Annotated in this window: 22 protein-coding genes; 13 read left to right on the top strand and 9 right to left on the bottom strand. The window is 66.4% G+C overall.

From position 1 onward, the window contains the following. Window positions 1-96: 96 nt before the first annotated feature. Window positions 97-1,929, bottom strand: a complete 1,833-nt coding sequence (gene aspS, locus HNP47_RS05255; protein WP_184278614.1) for an aspartate--tRNA ligase — start codon at window positions 1,927-1,929, stop codon at window positions 97-99. 164 nt (window positions 1,930-2,093) lie between these two features. Here aspS and HNP47_RS05260 point away from each other — a divergent pair, with 164 nt between their 5' ends. The 4 genes from HNP47_RS05260 (at window position 2,094) to HNP47_RS05275 (ending at window position 6,912) form a co-directional block, all read left to right on the top strand. Then, window positions 2,094-2,381: a YciI family protein gene (locus HNP47_RS05260; protein ID WP_066623334.1), complete on the top strand. Its 288-nt coding sequence runs from the start codon at window positions 2,094-2,096 to the stop codon at window positions 2,379-2,381. Window positions 2,382-2,467: 86 nt separating this feature from the next. Then, window positions 2,468-3,148: a chromosomal replication initiator DnaA gene (locus tag HNP47_RS05265; RefSeq protein WP_184278615.1), complete on the top strand. Its 681-nt coding sequence runs from the start codon at window positions 2,468-2,470 to the stop codon at window positions 3,146-3,148. A 60-nt stretch (window positions 3,149-3,208) separates the two neighbouring features. Continuing rightward, window positions 3,209-5,425 carry an RNA degradosome polyphosphate kinase gene (locus HNP47_RS05270; RefSeq protein WP_184278616.1) on the top strand — a complete coding sequence of 739 codons (2,217 nt, stop codon included), beginning with the start codon at window positions 3,209-3,211 and terminating at the stop codon, window positions 5,423-5,425. Further along, entirely contained in the window at window positions 5,425-6,912 is a 1,488-nt protein-coding gene (locus HNP47_RS05275; protein WP_184278617.1) for a Ppx/GppA phosphatase family protein, read from the top strand. Before HNP47_RS05270 ends, HNP47_RS05275 begins: the two co-directional genes overlap by 1 nt. A 160-nt stretch (window positions 6,913-7,072) precedes the next feature. Here HNP47_RS05275 and rnd read toward each other — a convergent pair whose 3' ends face one another. Continuing rightward, window positions 7,073-8,221, bottom strand: coding sequence for a ribonuclease D (gene rnd / locus HNP47_RS05280; RefSeq protein WP_184278618.1), 1,149 nt, complete (start codon window positions 8,219-8,221; stop codon window positions 7,073-7,075). A 79-nt stretch (window positions 8,222-8,300) separates the two neighbouring features. Here rnd and purM point away from each other — a divergent pair, with 79 nt between their 5' ends. From purM to HNP47_RS05295, 3 genes are all read left to right on the top strand, one after another. Beyond that, window positions 8,301-9,338 (top strand): phosphoribosylformylglycinamidine cyclo-ligase, encoded by a 1,038-nt coding sequence (gene purM, locus HNP47_RS05285; RefSeq protein ID WP_184278619.1) that lies wholly within the window; start codon window positions 8,301-8,303, stop codon window positions 9,336-9,338. A gap of 4 nt (window positions 9,339-9,342) precedes the next feature. Next, window positions 9,343-9,927 (top strand): phosphoribosylglycinamide formyltransferase, encoded by a 585-nt coding sequence (purN, locus tag HNP47_RS05290; protein WP_184278620.1) that lies wholly within the window; start codon window positions 9,343-9,345, stop codon window positions 9,925-9,927. Window positions 9,928-10,173: 246 nt separating this feature from the next. After that, the gene (locus HNP47_RS05295; RefSeq protein ID WP_184278621.1) at window positions 10,174-12,243 is read left to right on the top strand and encodes a M13 family metallopeptidase; all 2,070 of its coding nucleotides are present in this window, start codon (window positions 10,174-10,176) and stop codon (window positions 12,241-12,243) included. A 91-nt stretch (window positions 12,244-12,334) separates the two neighbouring features. Here HNP47_RS05295 and HNP47_RS05300 read toward each other — a convergent pair whose 3' ends face one another. Both HNP47_RS05300 and ndk read right to left on the bottom strand, forming a co-directional pair. Continuing rightward, complete coding sequence (locus HNP47_RS05300; RefSeq protein ID WP_184278622.1) at window positions 12,335-12,535, bottom strand: hypothetical protein; 201 nt, start codon at window positions 12,533-12,535, stop codon at window positions 12,335-12,337. Window positions 12,536-12,664: 129 nt separating this feature from the next. Further along, window positions 12,665-13,084, bottom strand: coding sequence for a nucleoside-diphosphate kinase (gene ndk, locus HNP47_RS05305; RefSeq protein ID WP_017504672.1), 420 nt, complete (start codon window positions 13,082-13,084; stop codon window positions 12,665-12,667). Between the two features lie 151 nt (window positions 13,085-13,235). On the opposite strand from ndk, the gene HNP47_RS05310 reads away from it, so the two are divergent. Together HNP47_RS05310 and HNP47_RS05315 are read left to right on the top strand one after the other, a co-directional pair. Then, entirely contained in the window at window positions 13,236-15,122 is a 1,887-nt protein-coding gene (locus HNP47_RS05310; RefSeq protein WP_184278623.1) for an ABC-F family ATP-binding cassette domain-containing protein, read from the top strand. Beyond that, on the top strand, window positions 15,119-15,370 hold the full coding sequence (locus tag HNP47_RS05315) for a DUF2164 domain-containing protein (RefSeq protein WP_184278624.1): 252 nt from the start codon (window positions 15,119-15,121) through the stop codon (window positions 15,368-15,370). Before HNP47_RS05310 ends, HNP47_RS05315 begins: the two co-directional genes overlap by 4 nt. An 80-nt stretch (window positions 15,371-15,450) precedes the next feature. Here HNP47_RS05315 and HNP47_RS05320 read toward each other — a convergent pair whose 3' ends face one another. Further along, on the bottom strand, window positions 15,451-15,660 hold the full coding sequence (locus HNP47_RS05320; protein WP_017504669.1) for a DUF3126 family protein: 210 nt from the start codon (window positions 15,658-15,660) through the stop codon (window positions 15,451-15,453). Between the two features lie 85 nt (window positions 15,661-15,745). Continuing rightward, a complete protein-coding gene (locus HNP47_RS05325) occupies window positions 15,746-16,948 on the bottom strand; it encodes a DUF1624 domain-containing protein (protein ID WP_184278625.1) in 1,203 nt (400 codons plus the stop codon). A gap of 51 nt (window positions 16,949-16,999) precedes the next feature. Between HNP47_RS05325 and HNP47_RS05330 the strand changes: the two genes are divergently transcribed. Continuing rightward, window positions 17,000-19,075, top strand: coding sequence for a TonB-dependent siderophore receptor (locus HNP47_RS05330; protein WP_184278626.1), 2,076 nt, complete (start codon window positions 17,000-17,002; stop codon window positions 19,073-19,075). 9 nt (window positions 19,076-19,084) lie between these two features. Here HNP47_RS05330 and cysE read toward each other — a convergent pair whose 3' ends face one another. Both cysE and HNP47_RS05340 read right to left on the bottom strand, forming a co-directional pair. After that, a complete protein-coding gene (cysE, locus tag HNP47_RS05335; RefSeq protein WP_184278627.1) occupies window positions 19,085-19,912 on the bottom strand; it encodes a serine O-acetyltransferase in 828 nt (275 codons plus the stop codon). A 20-nt stretch (window positions 19,913-19,932) separates the two neighbouring features. Further along, the gene (locus HNP47_RS05340) at window positions 19,933-20,559 is read right to left on the bottom strand and encodes an NUDIX hydrolase (RefSeq protein ID WP_184278628.1); all 627 of its coding nucleotides are present in this window, start codon (window positions 20,557-20,559) and stop codon (window positions 19,933-19,935) included. Window positions 20,560-20,604: 45 nt separating this feature from the next. Between HNP47_RS05340 and HNP47_RS05345 the strand changes: the two genes are divergently transcribed. Then, a complete protein-coding gene (locus HNP47_RS05345; protein WP_184278629.1) occupies window positions 20,605-21,198 on the top strand; it encodes a nitroreductase in 594 nt (197 codons plus the stop codon). A gap of 72 nt (window positions 21,199-21,270) precedes the next feature. Then, window positions 21,271-21,933 carry a DedA family protein gene (locus HNP47_RS05350; RefSeq protein ID WP_184278630.1) on the top strand — a complete coding sequence of 221 codons (663 nt, stop codon included), beginning with the start codon at window positions 21,271-21,273 and terminating at the stop codon, window positions 21,931-21,933. Here HNP47_RS05350 and HNP47_RS05355 read toward each other — a convergent pair. Then, on the bottom strand, window positions 21,905-22,777 hold the full coding sequence (locus HNP47_RS05355; RefSeq protein WP_409360140.1) for a DUF817 domain-containing protein: 873 nt from the start codon (window positions 22,775-22,777) through the stop codon (window positions 21,905-21,907). The two genes, HNP47_RS05350 and HNP47_RS05355, sit on opposite strands and share 29 nt — an antisense overlap. A 157-nt stretch (window positions 22,778-22,934) precedes the next feature. Between HNP47_RS05355 and HNP47_RS05360 the strand changes: the two genes are divergently transcribed. Further along, on the top strand, window positions 22,935-23,702 hold the full coding sequence (locus tag HNP47_RS05360; RefSeq protein WP_184278631.1) for an EAL domain-containing protein: 768 nt from the start codon (window positions 22,935-22,937) through the stop codon (window positions 23,700-23,702). The last annotated feature ends 242 nt before the right edge of the window (window positions 23,703-23,944 follow it).

A 23,944-nucleotide genomic window follows, 5' to 3' on the forward strand; every position in this document is an offset into this window, starting at 1 on the left:
TTGCGGTTGCAGGCAATCGTGCTCGCCCTGGGCGCGAGCGCAAAAAAGGGGGACGCGAAGCGTCCCCCTTCTTCATCTGTGATCAGACCTCGCCGATCAGACCTTGATCGGCAGCGCTGTGCGAATGTGGACATCCTTCAGCTGGCGCTCCTCGGCCTCGGTCGGAGCATTCATCAGCAGATCCTCGCCCTGCTGGTTCAGCGGGAAGGCAATGACCTCGCGGATGGCCGTCTCGCCGGCCAGCAGCATGACGATGCGGTCGATGCCGGGGGCCAGGCCGCCGTGCGGCGGGGCGCCGAAGCGGAAGGCGTTCAGCATGCCGCCGAACTGCTCCTCGACCACCGAGGCGTCGTAGCCGGCGATGGAAAACGCCTTCAGCATGATCTCGGCCTTGTGGTTCCGGATCGCGCCCGAGCACAGCTCATAGCCGTTGCAGACGATGTCGTACTGATAGGCGCGGATGGTCAGCGGATCCTGGTTCTCCAGGGCCTCCAGCCCGCCCTGCGGCATGGAGAAGGGGTTGTGGCTGAAGTCGACCTTCTTCTCCTCTTCCGACCATTCGAACATAGGGAAGTCGACGATCCAGCAGAACTTAAACTGGTCTTCGTCCACCAGCTTCAGCTCGGCGCCCACGCGGGTGCGGGCCAGGCCGGCGAACTTGGCGAAGGTCGCAGGCAGGCCGGCGACGAAGAAGGCGGCGTCGCCCTGGCCCAAGCCCAGCGACGACATCAGGGCCTCGGTCGGTTCCTGACCCAGGTTCTTGGCGATCGGGCCGCCCCAGGCGCCCTGGTCCTCGGACCAGAAGATATAGCCCAGGCCCGGCTGGCCCTCGCCCTGCGCCCAAGAGTTCATGCGGTCGCAGAAGGCGCGGCTGCCGCCGGTCGGCGCCGGGATGGCCCAGACGGCGTTCTTGTCGTCGGCGCCCAGGATCTTGGCGAACAGGCCGAACCCGCCGTCGCGGAAGTGATCCGACACCACCTGCATCTTGATCGGGTTGCGCAGGTCCGGCTTGTCCGAACCGTACCAAGCCATCGACTGGGCGTAGGTCAGGCGCTCGAAACCCTTGTGTTCGAACGTCTCGCCGAAATCGTTGGTGAAGACGTGGGTTCCGTCGATGGCCGAGACCGGCTTGCCCTCGCCGAACTCCTCGAACACGCCGTGCATCAGCGGCTCGATGGCGGCGAAGACGTCTTCCTGCGTCACGAAGCTCATCTCGACGTCGAGCTGGTAGAATTCGAGCGACCGGTCGGCGCGCAGGTCTTCGTCACGGAAGCACGGCGCGATCTGGAAATAGCGGTCAAAGCCCGACACCATCAGCAGCTGTTTGAACTGCTGCGGCGCCTGGGGCAGCGCGTAGAACTTGCCCGGGTGCAGTCGCGACGGCACCAGGAAGTCGCGCGCGCCTTCCGGCGACGAGGCCGTCAGGATGGGCGTCTGATACTCAAGGAAGCCCTGATCGACCATGCGACGACGGATCGAGGAAATCACCTTGGAGCGCAGCACGATGTTCTTGTGCAGACGCTCGCGGCGCAGATCGAGGAAGCGGTTGGCCAGGCGGATATCCTCGGGATACTCCTGATCCCCAAAGACCGGCATCGGCAATTCGGCGGCTTCCGACAGCACCTCGACGCCTTGGACGCGCACCTCGACTTCGCCCGTGGGCAGATTGGCGTTCACCACCGAGGCGTCGCGGGCGACCACCTCGCCATCGACCTTGATCACGCTCTCGGCACGCAGACGTTCGACGGCGGCGAAGCCCGGCGTCTCGGGGTGCAGAACCAGCTGCGTCAGGCCGTAGTGGTCGCGCAGGTCGATGAACAGCAGGCCGCCGTGGTCGCGCTTGCGGTGAACCCAGCCCGACAGGCGAACAGCGGAACCGGCGTCGGAGGCGCGCAGGGCGCCGCAGGTGTGAGAGCGATAGGCGTGCATGAAACGAACCGTCTGGAGTCTCTGGGCGGTGGAATCCGACGCCGTCGGCGCCCGAAATCGAAGCGGCGTAGGGCGCATCATCGCCCCGGAAAGTCAAGGTTTCAGCCGTTGCAAAGCCTGCCGTCGCGCATGATATCTGACGCTTCCATCCGCCCGAGGCCGCCATGTTCATCGTCACCATCACCTACACCCAGCCCATCGAAGCCATCGAGGCGCGGACGGTCGAGCATCGCGCGTGGCTGGATCAGCATGTCGCCAGCGGCCTGATCATCGCCGCCGGGCCGATGGTTCCGCGCACCGGCGGCATTCTGGTGGTCCGCAGCGGCGGAACCAAGCAAGAGCTGGAGACCCTGCTGAAGGACGATCCGTTCCAGGTTCACGGCCTGGCCGATTACACGGTGACGGAGTTCAAGGCCGGCAAGCTGAACCCCGCCTTGGCCGAATTCGCCTGATTTCATCCACAGGGGCGCGGTTCGCTCCCCGCAACCAACAGCGCGGGCCTGACGCGGTTAACGCCGGCCTCTGCTATGACAGGCCCATGTCCGCGCTGAGCGCCCTGCCCCCGACGACGACCGAACAGCTGCGTCTGCCGCTGGAGCGGCCGGTTGCGGGCGAGGCCTTCGTGACGTCCGACAGCAATGCCGAGGCTGTGCGCGTTCTGGCCCGCTGGCCCGACGGCGTGGGCGCGGTGCTGGCGCTTCACGGCCCCCCTGGATCGGGCAAGAGCCGCCTCGCCGCCGACTGGGCCGAACGGATCGGCGCCGTGCCCCTGAACGGCGCCGAGGCCGCGCTGATCGATCCGCTGGAGCTGGAAGGCCGGCCGGTCCTGCTGGACCGCGCGGCCGACGCCGACGACGAAAGCCTGTTTCATCTGATCAACCTGGCCAACTCCGGCGGCGGCGCCCTGCTGCTGGTGTCCCGCTCGGCTCCCCGTCAGTGGTCGGTCGATCTGCCCGATCTGCGTTCGCGGCTGGACGCCGTGCGCGCCGTCGCCATCGTCGCGCCCGACGACGCGGTCCTGTCGGCCATCCTGCGCGCCCGCTTCGCCGAGCGCAGCATCATCCCATCCGACGACGTGATCGACTATCTGGTGCGCCGCCTGGACCGCTCGGCCGAGACCGCCGCCGCCGTGGTCGAACGTCTGGACGCCCTCCACCGCCCCGTGACGCGCGTCCTGGCGCGTCAGGTGCTGGACGCCATGGACGCCGCCGCCGACTGACCCGCGACATTTTCTCGGCGCCCGCTTGCGGCCGTCACACACGCGCGCGAGAACCGGTTCATGACCGACGCCGCGATCCATGACGACACCCGAGGCGAAGAGGTTCCCGCCTCTCGCGCCCCTCAACTGGCGCTGAGCGAAGAGCTGATGGCCTCGCCCAGCCGGTTCTTCAATCGCGAAACCTCGTGGCTGGCGTTCAACGAACGCGTGCTGGAAGAAGCGGCCAACCCCAACCACCCGCTGCTGGAGCGGCTGCGGTTCCTGTCCATCTCGGCCAATAACCTGGACGAGTTCTTCATGACGCGCGTCGCCGGTCTGAAGGGTCAGTTGCGCGAACGGCTGCGCGTCCTGTCCGCCGACGGCCTGACGCCCGCCGAACAGCTGGAGCGGATCAACATCGCAGCCGGCGAGCTGATGGCCGAACAGCAGTTGCGCTGGCGCCAGCTGAAGAAGGAGCTGACGGTCGCCGGCATCGAGATCGTCGATCGCCAGAAGATCACCAAGACCGAGCGCGAGCGTCTGGAACCCGAGTTCCTGAACCAGCTCTTCGCCGTCCTGACGCCGCTCGCCATCGACCCGGCCCACCCCTTCCCCTTCCTGCCCAACCTGGGCTTCTCTCTGGCGCTGAAGCTGAAGCGCAAGGGCGAGACCAAGACCTTCTATGCCCTGGTGCCGGTGCCGACCCAGGTGCGCCGGTTCTGGGAACTGCCGACCGACGGCCGCTCCACGCCAGGGCACAAGCGGTTCATCACGCTGGAAAACGTGCTGTTATTGTTCATCGACCACCTGTTCCCCGGCTGCGAGGTTCAGGAAAAGGGCGTGCTACGCCTGATCCGCGACTCGGACATCGAAATCGAGGAAGAGGCCGAAGACCTGGTGCTGGAGTTCGAGGAGGCGCTGAAGCAGCGTCGTCTGGGCTCGGTCGTGCGGGTCAAGATCGAGGCGTCCATGCCGTCCGACCTGCGCACCTTCATCGTCGGCGAGCTGGAGGCCGCGCCCCAGGACGTGGTTCTGGTCGACGGCATGTTGGGTCTGGCCCAGCTGTCGGACCTGATCCCCGGCGGCCATCCGGACCTGAAGTTTAAGGGCTATGAGCCGCGCTATCCCGAACGCGTCCGCGACAATGGCGGCGACGTCTTCGCGGCCATTCGCGAAAAGGATCTGCTGATCCACCACCCGTTCGAGAGCTTCGACGTGGTGGTTCAGTTCCTGCGACAGGCCGCACGCGATCCCAACGTCATCGCCATCAAACAGACGCTGTACCGCACCTCCAAGGACAGCCCCATCGTCGCCGCCCTGATCGAGGCGGCCGAGAACGGCAAGAACGTCACCGCCCTGGTCGAACTGAAGGCCCGCTTCGACGAAGAGGCCAATCTGCGCTGGGCGCGGGCGATGGAGCGGGCCGGCGTCCACGTCGTCTTCGGCTTCGTCGAATACAAGACACACGCCAAGGTCAGTGTCGTGGTCCGGCGCGAGGGCGACGGGCTGAAGACCTATTGCCACTTCGGCACCGGCAACTATCACCCGGTGACGGCCAAGGTTTACACCGACCTGTCGCTGTTCAGCTGCGACCCCGTGCTGGGGCGCGATGCGACCAAGGTGTTCAACTACATCACGGGCTATGCGACGCCGGACCATCTGGAGGCGCTGATCGTGTCGCCGCTGAACATGAAGTCCACGCTGGTCGAACTGATCGGCAAGGAGATGTCGGCCGCCGCCATGGGCAAGCCCGCCGCCATCTGGGTCAAGCTGAACTCGCTGGTGGACCCCGAGATCATCGACGCCCTGTACCGGGCCAGCCAATGGGGCGTGCGGATCGACCTGGTGGTGCGCGGCATCTGCTGCCTGCGTCCGGGCGTGCCAGGCCTGTCCGAGAACATCCGCGTCAAGTCGATCGTCGGCCGCTTCCTGGAACACAGTCGCATCGTCTGTTTCGCCAACGGCAAGGACCTTCCGCATGACAAGGCCAAGGTTTTCATCTCCTCAGCCGACTGGATGACGCGCAACCTTGATCGCCGTGTTGAGCTGATGACGCCGATCCGCAACGCCACCGTCCACGATCAGGTGCTGGACCAGATCATGGTCGCCAATCTGAAGGACGACGCACAAAGCTGGGTGCTGGACGCCGAAGGGCGCTATACACGCGTCACCCCCGCCGATCCTGAGCGGCCCTTCTCGGCGCACAAATACTTCATGACAAACCCCAGCCTGTCCGGGCGCGGCCGCAAGGCCAAGAGCCTGCCCGCCGTCCTGCGCTACGAGCGTCCAGGCCGCTGATGCCCGACATCACGCTTACCGACCGCGACATCGCCGCGATCGACATCGGTTCAAACTCGGTTCGACTGGTCCTGTACCGGCTGGAAGGCCGCGCGATCTGGACCGTCTATAATGAGAAGGTTCTGGCCGGCCTGGGCCGCGACCTGCCGACGACACGCAAGCTGTCGCCCGATGGCGTGGTCATGGCGATGACGGCGCTGCGCCGTTTCGCCGCCGTGCTGGAAGGCGTGCGGCCTGACGCGACCCTGATCGCCGCCACCGCCGCCGTGCGCGAAGCCCTGGACGGGCCGGAGTTCTGCGAGCGGGTCGCCGCCGAAACCGGCCTCCAGATCCGCGTCCTGTCGGGTGAGGAAGAGGCCAAATATGCGGCCATGGGCGTTTTGGCTGGCGCCCCCCTGGCCCACGGCGTCTCGGCCGACATGGGCGGCGCCAGTCTTGAGCTGACCCGGCTGAACGGAGACGGCGTCGAGAACGGCCTGACACTGCCGCTGGGTCCGTTTGCTCTGGCTGACGGCAAGGCCTTCGACGCCGAGCGCATCAAGGCCCGTATCGATCAGGCCCTGAAACCGGTCGCAGCCCAGTTCAAGAGCGAGCGCCTCTACGCCGTGGGCGGCGCCTGGCGCACCCTGGCCCAGGTCCAGATGGACTTGAAATCCTATCCGCTGAAGGTCGTGCATCAGTATCAGATGTCGGCCGATGAGGCGCTGGAGACCGCGCGTCTGGTGGCGCAACAGTCGGCAGCCAGCCTGGCCAAACTGCCCGGCGTGTCGAAGAAACGCGCCGAGACCCTGCCTTACGCCGGACTGGTGCTTGAGGCGTTGATCAAACATCTCGGTCTCAAACAGATCGAGATGTCGGCCTGGGGCGTGCGCGAGGGCCTGCTTTTCGAGACGCTGGACGAGGCGACGCGCACGGCCGATCCGCTGCTGGCCGGCTGCACCGCCCTGGGCGGTCGCCAGGGCGTGGCTCCCGCCCTGCCCGGCGCGCTCAACGGCTGGATTTCCGAAATCGTCGCCGCCCTGCCCGAGGTGTTCGGCGAGAAACGCGACGCCGTGCTGGTCAGCGCCGCCTGCCGTCTGGCGGACCTGGGCGCGCGGCTGCACCCGGATCACAGGCTGGAGCTTGTCTTCGACCAGGTGCTGCGCGCGCCCGTCGCGGGCATCAGCCACACGGAGCGCGCCTTTTTGGCCAGCGCGATGAACGCCCGCTACGGCGGCGCCCCCGCCACCCCGCAGCCCGAGGTCATCGACCGCCTGCTCGACGCCGCCGCCGCCAAACGCGCCCGCGCCATCGGCCTGGCTATTCGTCTGGCCTGCGATCTGTCCGGTCGCTCACCCCAGCTACTGGCCAACGCCACCGCCAAGGTCAAAGGCGGCGACCTGCGTCTGACCGCGACCGAAGGCTACGCCGACGTCCTCTTGGGCGAACAGACCAAGAAGCGCGCCAAGGCCCTCGCCGAGGCGATGGACCTGGGGCTGAAGATTTGATTCCGAAGTCTCCTCCCCACTCTGTGGGGAGGTGGCGCGGCGCGTCTTCTGCGCCGTGACGGAGGGGTCTTTCACGCGTCGCAGGCGGCTGTGAAACTTCAAGAGCCCCTCCACCGCTTCGCGGTCCCCCTCCCCATTGCATGAGGAGGAGACGTTTTCCCTACTCGATCTCGACGACTTCCACCCGCGCGCCATTCAGCACCAGGGCGATCTCGCCGCGCTTCAGCTTCAGCGCATCCTCGCCGAAGATCTGGCGGCGCCAGCCCTTCATGGCGTCGATGTCCGCGTCGTCGCTGATGGCGATCTTTTCCAGGTCCGACACGGTCGCGATCAGCTTGGAGGCCACGCCGGCGTTGTCGCTCTTGGCCTTCAGCAGCACCTTCAACAGTTCCACCACCGACGGCGGGGCCGGCTGGCGGTGGGCGGGGCGCTCCATCTCGGGCGCAAAGGCTTCAGGATCGGCCAGAACCCGTTTCAGCTCCTCGGCCAGTTCCAGCCCCAGCCGTGAACCGCCGAAACCCTTCGGCACCGAGCGCAGGCGATTGAAGGCCTCGACATCCGTCGGCGTCTGCTGGGCGATCTCGTCGATGCCCTCGTCCTTCAGGATGCGGCCGCGCGGCTGGTCGCGCTCCTGCGCCGCCCGCTCGCGCCAGACGGCGACGGCCTTGAACGCCGCCAGATATTTGGCCGAGAACTTCTTGGGCTTCAGCCGCTTCCAGGCGTTTTCCGGATTGGTGTCGTAGAGGGCCGGATCGGTCAGGCTCTCCATCTCCGACATCACCCACCCCAGCCGGCCTTCCTTCTGCAGCCGGTCGCGCAGCTTGGGATACAGCGCCGCAAGATGGGTCACGTCGCCAAGCGCATACACCAGTTGGTTCTCCGACAACGGCCGGCGCGCCCAGTCGGTGAAGCGGCTGCCCTTGTCCACCTCGATGCGCAACATCTGCCGCACCAGCGAATCATAGGCGACCTGTTCGCCGAAGCCCGCCGCCATGGCCGCGACCTGGGTGTCGAACATGGGCTTGGGCATGGCCCCCAGGCGCACGAAGATTTCCACGTCTTGGCGACAGGCGTGGAAGACCTTCACGATCTTCTCGTCGCGCAACAAATTCAGGAACGGCTCCAGATCCAGCCCCTCCGCCATCGGGTCGATGATCGCGGCGTGATCGGCCGATGCCGCCTGGATCAGGCAGAGCTTCGGCCAATAGGTCGTTTCCCGCATGAACTCGGTGTCGACCGTGATGAAGGGAGCTGTGGCTACGCGGGCGCAGAAATCGGCCAGCGCCTCGGTGGTGGTGATCGGCGTCATTCCGATGCTATAGCCCCGCGCATCCTACCTGTGGCAAGAGCCGCGCTGCATTTCCGCCCCGATTCAGGCCCGAGATCCCATGAGCGACACCCAAAAGCCTCTCGAAAACGGTCTGACCTACGCCGATGCAGGCGTGGACATCGACGCGGGCGAAATGCTGGTCGAACATATCAAGCCGCTGGCGAAATCGACGGCGCGCCCCGGATCGGAACCCTCGCTGGGCGGATTCGGCGCCCTGTTCGACCTGAAGGCCGCCGGCTTCCAGGACCCGCTGATCGTCACCACCACCGACGGCGTCGGCACCAAGCTGAAGATCGCCATCGAGACCGGCCGTCACGACGGCGTCGGCGTCGATCTGGTCGCCATGTGCGTCAACGACCTGTTGGCCCAGGGCGCCGAGCCCCTGCTGTTCCTCGACTATTACGCGACCGGCCGGCTTGAGATCGACGCCGCCCGCCGCGTCGTCGCCGGCATCGCCGAGGGCTGTCGTCAGGCCGGCTGCGCCCTGGTCGGCGGCGAGACGGCCGAAATGCCGGGCATGTACACCGAGGGCGACTACGATCTGGCCGGCTTCAGCCTGGGCGCCGTCGAGCGCGGCCACGCCCTGCCCTATCTGGATCGCCAGGCGGCCGGCGACGTGATCATCGGCCTGGCCTCCACCGGCCCGCACTCGAACGGCTATTCGCTGGTCCGCAAGGTGGTCGAGAAGTCCGGCCTGGCCTGGGGCGACGACGCCCCCTTCGCCAAGGACCGCTCGCTGGCCCAGGCCCTGATGGAGCCGACCCGCATCTATGTGAAGCCGGTCCTGCCGATCATGAAGGCGGGCCTGGTCAAGGGCGCGGCCCACATCACCGGCGGCGGGTTGATCGAAAACCCGCCTCGCTGCATCGCCGAGGGTCTGCAGGCCCGATTCGACTGGAACGCCTGGCCCATGCCCGCCGTCTTCCATTGGCTGGCGGAGACCGGCGGCATCAGCGACCACGAGATGCGCCGCACCTTCAACTGCGGCGTCGGCTTCATCCTGATCGTCTCGCCCGAGAACGCTGAGCCGGTGCTGGCCGCCCTGCTCAACGCCGGCGAAGTCGCCTTCGTCTGCGGACAACTGGAAGCGGCCTGATCTCGTGACGACGCGCGTCGCCGTCCTGATCTCGGGCGCGGGCTCCAACATGGCGGCTCTGATCGACGCCAGTCAGACGCCGGACAGCGGCTATGAGGTCGTGCTGGTGCTGTCGAACGTCGAGGGCGCGGGCGGTCTGGCGATTGCGGCGGCCAAGGGCGTGGCGACGGCGACCGTGGCGCACAAACCGTTCGGCAAGGACCGTGAGGCGCATGAGCGGGCGGTGGACGCCGTCCTGCGCGACGCCGGCGTCGAGGTCGTAGCGCTGGCCGGCTATATGCGTGTTCTGACGCCCTGGCTGGTCGGCGGCTGGCGCGAGCGGATGCTGAACATCCACCCCAGCCTGCTGCCCCTTTATCCCGGCTTGGACACCCACGCCCGCGCCATCGCCGCCGGCGACGCCGAGGCGGGATGCACCGTGCATCTGGTCACCGAAGGCGTAGACGAAGGCCCGATCCTGGGCCAGGCGCGCGTGCCGATCGTTCAGGGCGATACGCCGGAAGCCCTGGCCGAACGGGTCAAGACGGCGGAGCACGGGCTCTATCCGCAGGTGCTGAGCGACTTCTGCTTGGGTTTGGAACAGGGCTAAAGCCCCCACCCCGTTCGTCATCCTAGGCCTTGTGCCTAGGATCCAGAATCCCGGTGGATATGCAGCGTGCGCCGCCTTCGAACACCGAGCGTATGGATCCTAGGCACAAGGCCTAGGATGACGGCTTGAGGGGGCCTGGACACCCACCCACGACAATCCCGGCCCCAAGATTACAAAAACGTCATGCGACAGACCGCCGCACCGGCGCAATGGTGCGCCCGACCTCAATCGGGACCCTCTCTATCCATGACACGCATTCGTCTGATGGCCGCCTGCTCGGCCTGTATCGTCGTCGCTCTTACCGGCGGCGCGGCCTCGGCCCAGGACGCTTCGGCCCAGCACTCGCACGGCATGGCCGGCGCGGCCCACAGCCCCTTCGGCGCCTGGGGCTTTGATCTGGCCGGTCGCGACACCTCGGTGAAGCCCGGCGACGACTTCAACGAATACGCCAACGGCGCCTATCTGCGCACGACCGAGATTCCCGCCGACAAGTCGCGCTTCGGCCCGTTCGACGTCCTGTATGAGAACGCCCAGTCCCAGCTGAAGTCGATCATCGAGACCAGCGCCGCCAATCCCGCCAACGAGAACGCCCGCAAGGTCGGCGCCCTGTACGCCAGCTTCATGGACGAGGCGAAGATCGAGCAGCTGGGCGCAACGCCGCTGGCCGCCGACCTCGCCGCCGTCAAGGCGGTCACCGACCACGCCGGCATGGCGCGCCAGATGGGCGAGAGCCATTCAGGCTTCGGCGGCTCCCTGTTCGGCATCGACGTGTTCGAGGACCTGAAGAACCCCAATCTGAACTCGGCCTATCTGGGTCAGGGATCGCTGGGCCTGCCGGACCGCGACTACTATCTGAAGCCCGACTTCGCCGCCCAGCGCGAGGCCTATCTGGCCTATCTGACGACCACCCTGACCGCCATCGGCTGGGCCGATCCGGCCAAGACCGCCGCCGACATCCTCGCCTTCGAAACCAAGGTCGCCGACAAGCAGTGGACGACGGTCGAGCGTCGCCAGATCGACAAGCTGTACAACCCGGCCAAGGCCTCGGACCTGGCGACCCTGGCTCCCGGCTTCGACTGGGCCGGCTTCCTGGCCGGCGCCCAGGTGTCGGACGTCGACACCTTGGTGCTGATGGAAAACACCGCCATCCCCGCCATCGCCCAGGTGTTCGCCGACACCCCCATCGAGACGCTGAAGGCCTGGCAGGCGTTCAACGTCGTCGATCAGGCCAGCCCCTATCTGTCCAAGGCCTTCGTCGACGCCCGCTTCGACTTCCGCGGCAAGACGCTCCGTGGGCAGCCCGAGAACCGTCCGCGTTGGAACCGGGGCGTTGCCCTGGTCGACGGCCAGCTGGGCGAGGTCCTCGCTCAGGAATACGTCCGCCTGCATTTCCCCGCCTCGTCCAAGGCCCAGATGGAAGCCCTGGTCGGCAACATCCGCGACGCCATGACCGAGCGGCTGAAGACCCTGGACTGGATGAGCGAGCCCACGCGCGAGCAGGCCCTGTACAAGATGTCCAAGTTCGGGGTGAAGATCGGCTATCCCGACAAGTGGCGCTCGTATGACGGCCTGGAGCTGAAGGCCGACGACCTGTACGGCAACGTCGAACGCTCCTCGGCCTTCGAATGGGCCTACAAGCGCGGCAAGATCGGCAAGCCGGTCGATCCGCTGGAATGGGGCATGACGCCCCAGACGGTGAACGCCTACTACAACCCGCCGCGCAACGAGATCGTCTTCCCGGCCGCCATCCTGCAGGCGCCATTCTTCGATCCGAACGCGGACCCGGCCGTCAACTACGGCGGCATCGGCGCGGTCATCGGCCACGAAATCACCCACGGCTTCGACGATCAGGGCCGCAAGTCCGACGGCGACGGCGTGCTGCGCGACTGGTGGACGCCGGAGGACGCCGCCCGCTTCGAGGCGCGCGCCAAGGTGCTGGGCGACATCTATGACAAGCTGGAGCCGATCCCCGGCGTGCACGTCAACGGCGACCTGACGATGGGCGAGAACATCGCCGACCTGGGCGGCCTGCTGCTGGCCCTGGACGCCTATCACAAGTCTCTGAACGGCCAGCCGGCGCCGGTCATCGACGGGCTGACGGGCGATCAGCGCGTCTTCCTGGGCTGGGCGCAGGTCTGGCGCGAGAAGTCGCGAGAGGCGGCGCTGAAGGAACAGTTGACCACCGATCCGCACTCGCCCGGCCCGGTGCGCGCTGCGACCTCGCCGCGCAATATCGACGCCTGGTATGCGGCCTTCGGCGTCTCGCCGGACCAGAAGGAATATATTGCGCCCGAGGCCCGCGCCCGCATCTGGTAAGGGCGCCGGACGTCGAACGTAGAAAAGGCCCGGAGCGAACGCTCCGGGCCTTTTTGTCATCCGGGCTTTCGCCCGAAAGACCTAGACTGATTTAGCGGGGCGTGGTCGCCGCGCCGCCGACAGCGCCGATAGCGGCGCCGGCCACGGTCGAACCCGTGTTGCCGCCGAGGACCTGACCGGCGACAGCGCCGCCCAGGGCGCCGGTGGCGGCGCGTTGTTCCATCGTCTGGCCGCAGGCGGCCAGCAGGGCCACGACGCCGATGACGGGGGCCAGTTTGATCATGGTCTTCATGGGTCTTCTCCGGGAGACGAACGATATAATGACCACCAAACGACAGGGCCCGCGTCCGGTTCCGGACGCGGGCCCATATAGTAACGCTATGCGGGGATCAGTATCCACGCATAGGCTCGCCTAAAATGCTTAGCCGACGATCTGGTCGTCGGTGAAGAACTGGGCGATCTCGATCTTCGCGTTGTCCTGGCTGTCCGAACCGTGGACCGAGTTTTCACCGATCGACAGGGCGAACTGCTTGCGGATGGTGCCTTCGGCGGCCTGTTCCGGGTTGGTGGCGCCCATGACTTCGCGATAGGCGGCGACGGCGTTGTCGCCTTCCAGCACCTGAACGACGACCGGCTCGGCCGTCATCTGCTCGACCAGCTCGCCGTAGAACGGGCGCTCGGCGTGCACTTCGTAGAATTTCTTGGCTTGTTCGGTCGTCAGCTTGACGCGGCGCTGGGCCACGATGCGCAGGCCGGCGCCTTCGATCACGGCGTTGATCGCGCCGGTCAGGTTGCGGCGCGTGGCGTCGGGCTTGATGATCGAGAAGGTACGTTCGGTCATGGGAATTGACTTCTTGTTGGGAGATTGAGTGTCGCGGGCTTATAGCGACCACCTCCCGCGTTTCCAACCGTCCCTTTTTGCATCCCTGACGCACGCCGCATGGCGACCTGCCGATTGAGGGACGCCGACCAATCGAAGAACCTTCGCCGCAATGCTCCAGATCACCGACCTGACCTTCAACGCCTGGGGCCGCAAGTTTCTCGTGGACGCCTCCGTCAGCTTGCCGCCCGGCTCCAAGGTCGGTCTGGTCGGCCGCAACGGCATCGGCAAGTCGACCCTGTTCAAGCTGATCCTGGGCGAGCTTCACGCCGCCGGCGACGAGATCAGCCTGCCCAAGACCGCCCGTATCGGCTCGGTGGATCAGGAGCATCCGGCGACCCCCGTCAGCGTCATCGACACCATCCTTGAGGCCGACGTCGAACGCCACACCCTTCTCGGCCGGCTGGAAACGGCCGAACCGGAAGAGATGGGCGAGATCTGGTCGCGCCTGATTGAGATCGACGCCGACGCCGCGCCCGCGCGCGCGGCCGAAATCCTCGTCGGCCTTGGCTTCGACCAGGAAAACCAGGCCCGGCCGATGTCGGAGTTCTCGGGCGGCTGGCGGATGCGCGTGGCCCTGGCCGCCGCCCTGTTCGCCGAGCCGGACATGCTGCTGCTGGACGAACCGACCAACTACCTCGACCTGGAAGGCGCGCTGTGGCTTGAGGCGCGGCTGAAGAAATACCCGCACACCGCCCTGATCATCTCCCACGACCGCGAGATGCTGAACGAGGTCTGCACCCACATCCTACACCTCGCGAACCACACCCTGACGCTCTACACGGGCAACTACGACGCCTTCGAAAAGGCTCGCGCCGAAAAGGCCCGTCTGCAACTGTCGGCCAAGGCCAAGCAGGACGCCGAGCGCGCCCACCTTCAGGCCTTCGTCGATCGCTTCAAGGCCAAGGCCTCCAAGGCCGCTCAGGCCCAGTCGCGCATGAAGCGGCTGGAGAAGATGCAGCCCGTCGCCACCACGATCGAGGAGCGCGTCGCCCCCTTCACCCTGCCCTCGCCGCCGCGCCCGTTGGCGCCGCCGCTGATCCGGCTGGAGCGGGCCAACGTCGGCTATGAGCCGGGCAAGCCGATCCTGCGCAATCTGAACCTGCGCATGGACCTGGACGACCGGATCGGCCTGCTGGGCGTCAATGGCGCCGGCAAGTCGACCTTCGCCAAGATGATCGCCGGCGCCCTGGACGTGTCCGAGGGCGAACTGCACCGCGACCGGAAGATGCGCGTGGGCTGGTTCCACCAGCATCAGATCGAGGCCATGGACCCCACCGACACGCCGCTGGAAATCATCCGCCGCGCCATGCCGGACGCACCCGAAAGCGCCCGCCGCTCCAAGCTGGCCCAATTCGGCCTGGGCTATGAGAAGCAGGAGACCACGGTGGACAGCCTGTCGGGCGGCGAACGCGCGCGTCTGCTGCTGAATATGGTGGCCATGGATGCGCCCCACGTCCTGATCCTGGACGAACCGACGAACCACCTGGACATCGACAGCCGTCGCGCCCTGCTGGACGCGCTGAACGACTACAGCGGAGCCGTCATCCTGATAACCCACGACCGCTCGCTGATGGAGATGGTGGCGGATCGCCTGTGGCTGGCCGCCGACGGCACGGTGAAACCCTTTGACGGCGACATGGACGACTACGCCAAGTTCGTCCTCGACCGCGCCAAACAGGCCATCGCCAAGCCCAGCCAGATCAAGAAGGAAGAGGCCGCCGCCGCCCCGGCCCAAAACAACAAGAACCGCAAGAACGACAAGAAATCCGGCCCCTCGCCCTCGACCCTGCGCCACGCGGTCAAGAAGGCGGAGGAGACGATGACCCGCCTGACGGCCGAGATCGCTCGCATCGACGACGACATGGCAACCGCCTCGGTCAGCAATCCCAAGGCCCTGGAAGGCCTGACCCGCGCCCGCGCCAAGACCGAGGCCGATCTGGCCGCCGCCGAAGCCGCCTGGGTCGCCGCCGAAGAAGCCCTCGCCGAAGTCGCATGACGCCGATCGAATTCTCCAGGGAAGAACGCGCAGCGATCACCGCCAAACTGCGCGACTACTTCGCCCGAGAACTGGATCAGGAACTCGGCCCGCTTCCGGCCGAGATGCTGCTGGACTTCATCGGGAAGGAGATCGGCGGCGCCTTCTACAATCGCGGTGTCCACGACGCCCAGCAACTGGTCCAGCAGAAGGCCGAAGACATCGTCGAGGCGCTGTATGGCCTCGAGCGCGCGGCCCCTACGCGCTGACCGGCCCGTATCGCTGAACAGGTCGGCCCAAGCGAAAACCGCCCGGCGCATTCACACCGGGCGGTCGGATCGGTCGGCGTTTAGGCCGGAAGGTCTTCGGCCAGGATCGCCATTTCGAACATGAACGAGCCTTCCTCGTCCTCGTCCTCGAAGACGATGCCGATGAACTCGTCGCCGACATAGACCTCGGCCGAGTCATTCTGCTTGGGGCGGGCCTTCACGATGATGCCGCCGGTGTTGAAGGTGCGCTTGAGGTGCGCCTCGATGCGCTTCAGGTCGGTGTCTTTCACGGGGGGCCTCATGGTCTGGACGTTGGCGGCGGACCCTAGAGACATCGGCGGTTCAGGGAAACCGGCGATGCACATTTTCCCCATTTCAGAGGTAACGCATCCACCAGTGCGAACTGCGCCGCTTCACGCCGGCGAACCATCGGCAGGCGAACCAGCACGGCACGGCGAGCACAGCCGCCAGTCCCCATAGCCAGGCCACGCCCGGCGCCGCGAACTCATCGCCCTGATTGGGACCGAAGGCGGTCAGGGCCGCCAGATTCAACAGGTGCAGCGCATAGATGTGCAGGATGTAGAAGAACAACGGCGCCGCGCCGAACACGGCCAACAGCCCGACCAGCCGATCCGGCGCCTTCTCCAGCCCCGCCAAAACCAGCGCCCCGATACCCAGCGTCAGCAGCAGGAAGTCGGCCGACGGCGGATATTTGGTCAGGTTCAGCACGCTCATCACCGTCTGGATCGGCGTCGCCTGCACGGTCCAGGGCGTCGGATCGCCATAGACATTGCTCGTCCGCAACACGACGAACAGCGCCAGCGCGCCCACCCCCAGCAGCACCAGCCGCCGCAACCGCGTCCTCTGCTCGCCCACGAACCACGGCCCGATGGCGTAACCCAGCGCCGCCACCCCGATCCACGGCAACAGCGGATAGGAGGTTCGCACCTGCCCGCCCCATGGCAGGTCCATCAGACTGCGATCATGCAGCACCGCCCACAGCGCATGGCCCGGCTGGCCCGCCGCGACGGTGATCGGATCCAGCAGATTGTGCCCCAGCACGATCACCAGTCCCACGACGATCAGCGCCGGACGAGGCAGATGAACCAGGGCCGCAAGGGCGATCATCGACAGGCCGATGGCCCAGATGACCTGCAGATAGATGATCTGCGGCGTGAACGAGAAGCTCCAGCCGAAACCGACGACCGTCAGTTCCAGAACAACCAGAAACAAGCCGCGCTTCCATAGGAAGTCGGACGCCGACTTGGCGCCGTTTGCGCCCTGGGCCTGTTTGTTCCCATACAACCACGCCCCCATCCCCGTCAGCGCCAGGAAGATGGGCGCGCACAGATGGGCCGACAGCCGCGTGAAGAACAGGGCGGGCGAGGTCGTCTCCAGGTTCATCGGGTCTGAGACCTGGGCGTGGATGAAGAACGATTCGCGGGCGTGATCGACCAGCATCAGCAGGATCACAAGCCCGCGCAGGGCGTCGATGGATCGGATGCGACCGACCGCACGGCTTGGCGCGGCAGTCGACGAAACGGAGGCGGGAACAAGCGTTGCAGCGGTTGACATCATCAGGCGGAAGCGGATAGCCGATACGGTATAACATTTCAAATGGAGCCTGCCTTGTCCCTCCTTCTGGGCTGCGCCAGCGCGTGCCTGCTGGTCGCCGCCAACGCCCCCGCCCCTGTCGCTGTCGAGGCGGTCGAGCCTGAAACGGTGGGGGAGATCGTCGTTCTGGGCCGCCGCTCGGCGCCGCGTGACCTGACCCTGGGCGCGGGATCGATCACCGAGGCCATGTCGCCGTCCAGCCGCTCCATCGAGAACGACCTGATCAAGGCCGTGGGCGCGACGCGCATGGCCGATGCGCTGGAACTGGTCAGCGGCGTCAGCCAGCAGAACAATCGCGGCGGCGTCATGGACAACTTCGCCATCCGCGGCTTTCTGGGCACGCCCGACGGCGGCGCCGAATATTACGTCGACGGCTTTCTGGCCAATCGCGGCATGGCCCCGCCTCGCGACCCGGCGACGTCCGAGCGGATCGAGGTGCTGAAAGGGCCGTCCGGCGCTTTGTTCGGCGACATCGACCCGGCCGGACGCATCAATATCGTCTCCAAGACCCCGCGCTTTGCGCCCGCCGCCGCCTTCACCGCCACGGTGGGATCGTTCGGCCTGCGTCGTGGCGAACTGGACCTGACCGGCCCGATCAACGACACCCTGGCCGGACGGCTTGTGGTGGCGGGCGAGACCTCGAACGGCTGGCGTGACTATGTCGGCCTGGACCGCACCGTCGTGGCGCCGTCCCTGACCTGGCGTCCCAACGATGCTCTGCGCCTGACCTATGTGGGCGAGTTCACGACCTTCACGACCCTCTTTGACCGGGGGATGCCGGCGATCAACGGCGACGCCCTGTTCCTGCCGCCCTCGAACTACTACGGCGAGCCCGGCGACGGCGTGACCCGCTTCCGCAACGAACGGCACCAGATCACCGGCGAATACCGGATCAATGACGACTGGAGCCTGAACGGCGGCGTCGCCTGGCGCGGCGGCTCTCTGAAGGGCCTGTCCAGCGATCAGTCGCGCCTGGTCGGCGAGCAGCTGTGGCGCCAGCGTCGCGGACGCGACTTCTCGGTCGAGGACCTGTCGGCCCGGCTGGAGCTGAACGGCGTGGTCGAGACAGGGCTGGGCGTTCACAATCTCGGTTTCGGGGTAAAGGCCTATCAGCTGACCTATGGGGAGAAGTGGCTGCGCATCAATCCGACTGCGGCCAATCCCTATCCGATCAATGTCTTCAATCCCGTCTATGGCGCGGTCACGCCGCCGACACCCCTGCCCTTCACCGACAATCTGGAAACGCGCGACGTCGTCACCCTGTACGCCCAGGATTTGTGGGAGGTGAACGACCGCCTCAGCCTGCTGGCCGGGCTGCGGTTCGACGACTATGACCAGACCATCCGAAACAACCGCACCGGCGCTGTCGGCGAGGCCAGTGACACACCCCTGAAATACCGCCTCGCCGCCCGCTATCGCCTGACCGACAACCTGACCGCCCACGCCAGCTATGGTCAGTCGTTCGTGCTGAACTCCGGCACGGGTCGCGACGGCTCCGGCTTCGCGCCCGAGGACGGCAAGGGCTATGAGATCGGCCTGGCCGGCGCCTGGGACGGACTGGACCTCGCCGCCACCGTCTTCGACATCGAGAAGTCGAACATTCTGACGACCGATCCCGTCGATCCCAACTTCCTGGCCCCGGTCGGCAAGCTGACGACGCGCGGGATCGAGCTGGACGGCGCCCTGAAGATCGACGACGCCTGGCAGGTGGTCGCCAACTACGGTTGGACCGACGCCAAGGCCGACGACAGCGCCTTCGCCACCGACGCCGTGCTGAACGTGCCAGAACATTCGGGCTCGCTGTTCGTGATCGGTCGCTTCCCCACTATCCACGGCACGACCTGGTCATTCATGACCGGCGCGGCCTACGTCGGCGACCGGGCCGGCGGCCTGGCGCTCGGCGCGCCCGAACTGCCCGCCTATTGGAAGGCCAAGGCGGCGCTGGACTATGGCCTGACGCCCCAGGTCACCGCCCGCGTCGAGGTCGACAACCTGTTCGACGAGCGTTACGCCGCCAGCTCCTACAGCGCCCTGTGGATCTACCCTGGTGCCCCGCGCAGCGTCCGCGCCTCGCTCAGGATCGCCCTGTGAAGCGTCGGCTCAGATGACGAAGTCGTACACCACATCGGCCAGGGTGTGATCCATGGTGCGGGCCGGTTCGGCGTTGGTCGGGCAGTTGACCAGCCGGGCCGGCACTCCCGCCACGGTGCAGCCGGACGGCACGGCCTTCAGCACCACCGAGCCGGACGCCACCTTGGCGTAGTCGCCGACGTGAATATTGCCCAGCACCTTGGCCCCGGCGCCCAGCAGGACGCCCTTGCCGATCTTGGGATGGCGGTCGCCGCGCTCGGCGCCCGTCCCGCCTAGGGTCACCCCATGCAGCATCGACACGTCGTCGCCGACCACCGCCGTCTCGCCGATGACGATTCCGGTGCCGTGATCCAGAAACAGCCCCTTGCCCATCTGTGCGGCCGGATGAATGTCCAGCTGGAACAGTTCGGAAATCCGGCTCTGGAAGTGGAAGGCCAGCGTCTCGCGCCCCTGTCCCCACAGCCAGTGGGCCACGCGCCAACCCTGCAAGGCTTGGAATCCTTTGAAATACAGGAAGGGCTGCAACAGGTTGCGGATCGCCGGGTCGCGTTCGGCCACAGCCTGCAGATCCGCCTCCGCCGCCCCGACCATCGACGGATTGGCCTTGAACGCCGACAGACAAACCTCGCGCACCGACATGGCGCTCATCTCGCCGTCTGCCAGCTTGCGCGCGATCTGGAAGCTCAGCGCGCCCGCCAGGTCGTCATGCGACAGGATCACCGCATTCATCTGCGAGCCCAGTTGCGGCTCCTCGCGCGACGCCGCCTCGGCCGAGGCGCGCAGCTGACGCCACACGCTGTCCGTTTCGGTTTCCGCAACGACTTCCAGCTTGGCCATGACCGGCTCCTTCGGCGACATCATACGCGCCCCAGCAAGGCGCGCGCCAGCGCCTCGGGCAGCTCGCCGTTCATCGCCATATGATAGACCTTGTAGGCCGTCGCCACCGTCAGGCTGTCGCGCACCGTTCCCCGCCCGATCTCGCCCAACAGATCGACAAACGGCACGCGCACCACGGCGATGATCTCGGTGGGATCGGGATCGGTCGGCGCGGGCGACAGGCCCCAGGCGATCCAGGTCATGCCGATCTCGTCGGTGATGGAGTTCGACATCTCGACCTTCAGCGCCGGCAGCCAATGTTCGGCCTGCAAGCCCGCCTCTTCGGCCAGTTCGCGCTGGATGCCGTCGAAGGGATCCTCGTCCAGCGGCGCGCCGCCTTCGGGCATTTCCCAGCTGTAGTTGGCGTGGGCGAAGCGCTGCTGGCCCACCAGGGTCACCGTCCCGTCCTCGTGCACGGGCAAGACGCCGGTCCCGACGTTCTTGAACCGCGCGACGGCATAGTCGGCCTTCATCCCGGTCGGCGCCGTCGCCGGATGCCGGGTCAGCGCCATCCAAGGGCTATCGAACACGGTCTCGGTTCCGTCGCTGCGCCACGCCGGCGGTTTCGCCAGCCCCTCGGCCCATTTCGGTTCGTCGGATTTGCGCATGGGCCACCTATGGCGAAGACGCGGATGAAAGCCTAGCTAGACGGCATGGTCGCCCTCAACGAACCCCTGCCCCCGCCCGTTCCGTCGAAAGATTTCCGGGACCGCCTGGCCCAGCGGCGCTCCGCCCCAGCCCAGGCCCTGGTCGCGCCCGGCCCGTCTGAGGCCGAACTGGACGAGATACTGACGCTGGGCGCCCGCACGCCCGACCACGGCAAGCTGTTCCCGTGGCGGTTCGTCGTCCTGGGCCCCCAATCGCGCGCCGACATCGCCGCCCGCCTCGCCGTGCTTGTCGAACTGCGAAACGGCCCGGCCAAGGATCAGGCGGTCCTGGCCAAGCTGACCGCCGCGCCCGTCACCATCCTGGTCATCTCGACGCCGGTCGAAGGATCCAAGCCGATCTGGGAGCAACAGCTGTCGGCGGGCGGCGTCTGCATGAACTTGGAACACGCCGCTTCCGGCTTCGGCTATTCGTCCAGCTGGATCACCGACTGGTACAGCTACGACCCGCAAGGCGTCGCCCTGTTCGGCCTGACCGAGGGCGAGAGCGTCGCCGGCTTCATCCACATCGGCACGCTGAACGAACCCGCGCTGGAACGTCCGCGTCCCGACCTGACCGCCAAGGTCACACGCCTGCCGTAAGCGGGTGACATAAGGTCGCCCTACGTCGGTTAGACCTCGACCGACCCCGCCTTCCTCCCCCAAGGCCTTCGTATGGATTCCCTGTTGCAAGCCGTGGGCGATTTCGTCGCCCGCAACCATATGTGGGCCGGCGTCATGCTGGGCCTGGTCGTGTTCGTCGAGTCGCTGGCCGTCGTCGGCGCCTTCGTGCCCGCCACCGGCCTGCTGGTCGCGGCGGGCGGCCTGATCGCGGCCGGCGTGCTGGACCCCGTCAATGTCATCGTCGGCTGCGTCATCGGCGCGGTGATCGGCGACGCCATCTCCTACTGGGCCGGACGTCGAATGGGCGTTCGCTTCCTTCAGCGCCCGATGTTCAAGGCGCACCGTCGCCGCATCGCCTGGACGCGCCTGTACTGCCGTCGCTACGGCGTCATGTCGATCTTCGTCGGCCGCTTCTTCGGTCCGTTGCGCGCCTTCGTGCCCCTGACCCTGGGCATGCTCAGGATGCGTCAGCGCGCCTTCCAGTTCGGCAATGTCACATCCGGGATCGTCTGGGTGCTGGCCATGCTGGCGCCGGGCTATCTCGCCGCCCAGGGCCTGGCGAAGATGGAAGTCCTCAGCGAGGCCCACGGCCCCACCCTGCTGATCGGCGCCCTCGCGGCAACCATTCTGGTCGTTGCCGTGGTCTATCGCTTGGTGAAGGCCCGCATGAGCCGCAAGTCGGCCATCATGCGCGGGGCGCTACAGGGCCGCTGACCTCCTCTTCCGGTCGGTGCACCAACGAGACCAACACCACCGAGATGATCATCAGCAGGAACCAGCTGCCCAGCTTGGCCAGGGACACCATCTCCCACCCGTCGGCCTGCCCCGGATAGACCCAGGCCCGCCCCAGCGTGCCCAGGTTCTCGGCGAACCAGATGAACAGGGCCACCAAGCCGAAGCCCAGCAGCAACGGCATCTTCAATCGCATCCGATCGACGGTGAAGAAGAACCAGCCTCGGCAGAACAAGAGGATCGTCAGCACAAATAGGACTTTTCGAAAATCCGGCAGCCAGTGATGGGCGAAGAAGTTGACGTAGATCGCCGCCGCCAGCACCCAGGTCGTCCAAAGCGGCGGATACCCGCGCACCCGGATATGGAAGATGCGCTGCACCCTCGCGATGTAGCTGCCGACGGCCGCATACATGAAGCCCGAGAACAGCGGCACCGCCCCGATCCGCAGCAGACTGTCCTCGGGATAGACCCATGACCCGTGCGCTGTCTTGAACAGCTCCATGACCGTCCCCGCCACATGGAACAGGAAGATCACCCGCGCCTCTTCCCAGCTTTCCAGCCGGAAGATCAGCATCGCCGCCTGGATCACCACCGCCCCGGCCGCCAGGAAATCGTAGCGAGACACCGGCGCCTCCTCCATCCACAGCAGAAACGTCCCCAGGATCAGGGCCAGCATCAGCCCCCCGAACAGACACGCCCACCCCTGCTTCAGCCCGAACCAAAGGAACTCATAGGCCTGGCGCCGCGCCCACGACCCGTCCGCCCACGCCTCCGCCCGCGTCATCAGACGACGGCCCCAGGCTTCGAGCGGAAGTGCGTGGTTCATCGCATTACCCGTGACGGCGCAGCGCGAAACTTCAAGAGCGGACCGCTTCCGTGCTGCGGCCTTTTAACCGCACGAAAGGAACGTAGAGCGAATTTCTTGTTCGACATCAGTCCTTAATGCCTACCACCTTAGACTTGCCGGCCAGTAGGAGAAGCTGATGTCTTGCGCAGGCTGTAAGGATGGGGCCGGGTTCGACCTGCCGATCACCATGGCGTTCCAGCCCATCGTCGATGTGGCGAACCAGACCGTCTTCGCCTACGAGGCCCTGGTGCGGGGCAAGGACGGCCAAGGCGCCGGCCAGGTCCTGTCGCAGGTCTCACCCGACAATCGCTACGCCTTCGACCAGGTCTGCCGGACCACCGCCATCGACCTGGCGGCCGGTCTGGATATGACGGCAGACGGCGCGCACCTGTCGATCAACTTCCTGCCCAATGCGGTCTATGAGCCGCGCGCCTGCATCCGCGCCACCCTGGCGGCGGCGATGCGCACCAACTTCCCGCTGAACCGGATCATCTTCGAGTTTACCGAGAGCGAGGCGATGGACGCCGATCACATTCTGAACATCCTGCGCGCCTATCGCGCCATGGGGTTCAAGACCGCCATCGACGACTTCGGCGCCGGCTACGCGGGTCTGGGCCTGCTCACCCTGTTCCAGCCCGATATCGTCAAGCTGGACATGGCCCTGGTGCGCGACATCGACACCAACACGGTCAAGCGCACCATCGTGCGCCACACGTTGAACATGCTTCGGGACCTGGGCATCCAGCCGGTCTGCGAAGGCATCGAAACCCTGGCCGAACACGATGCCCTGCGCGATCTCGGCGTCGATCTGATGCAAGGCTATCTGCTGGCGAAGCCGGCGCTGGAAGCCCTCTCGCCCATCGCCTGGCCTGACCAGGCTGCGCCTACCGCCCTAAGCGCCTGATCGCCACGCGGGCGCGTATGCCCGGTAGCATCTCGTCACCGCGAGACCGACTGCGCCAAAGTCGTCGAACCCAGGCTGGCACGGCGCTCAATGACGGCACAATGTACCGGCTCCGGATCGATAGCGATCCAGTACGCGACTGCCGCACACGTTTGTCAAAAACAATCCGCCCGCCGCGTCTGCGCAGGCGTATGGACTAGCGTCCTCGTTGCAGTCTGGTAGTCAAGACCTCGATATCTCGG

Source organism: Brevundimonas vesicularis, assembly GCF_014204545.1.
GTDB classification, from domain to species: domain Bacteria; phylum Pseudomonadota; class Alphaproteobacteria; order Caulobacterales; family Caulobacteraceae; genus Brevundimonas; species Brevundimonas vesicularis_B.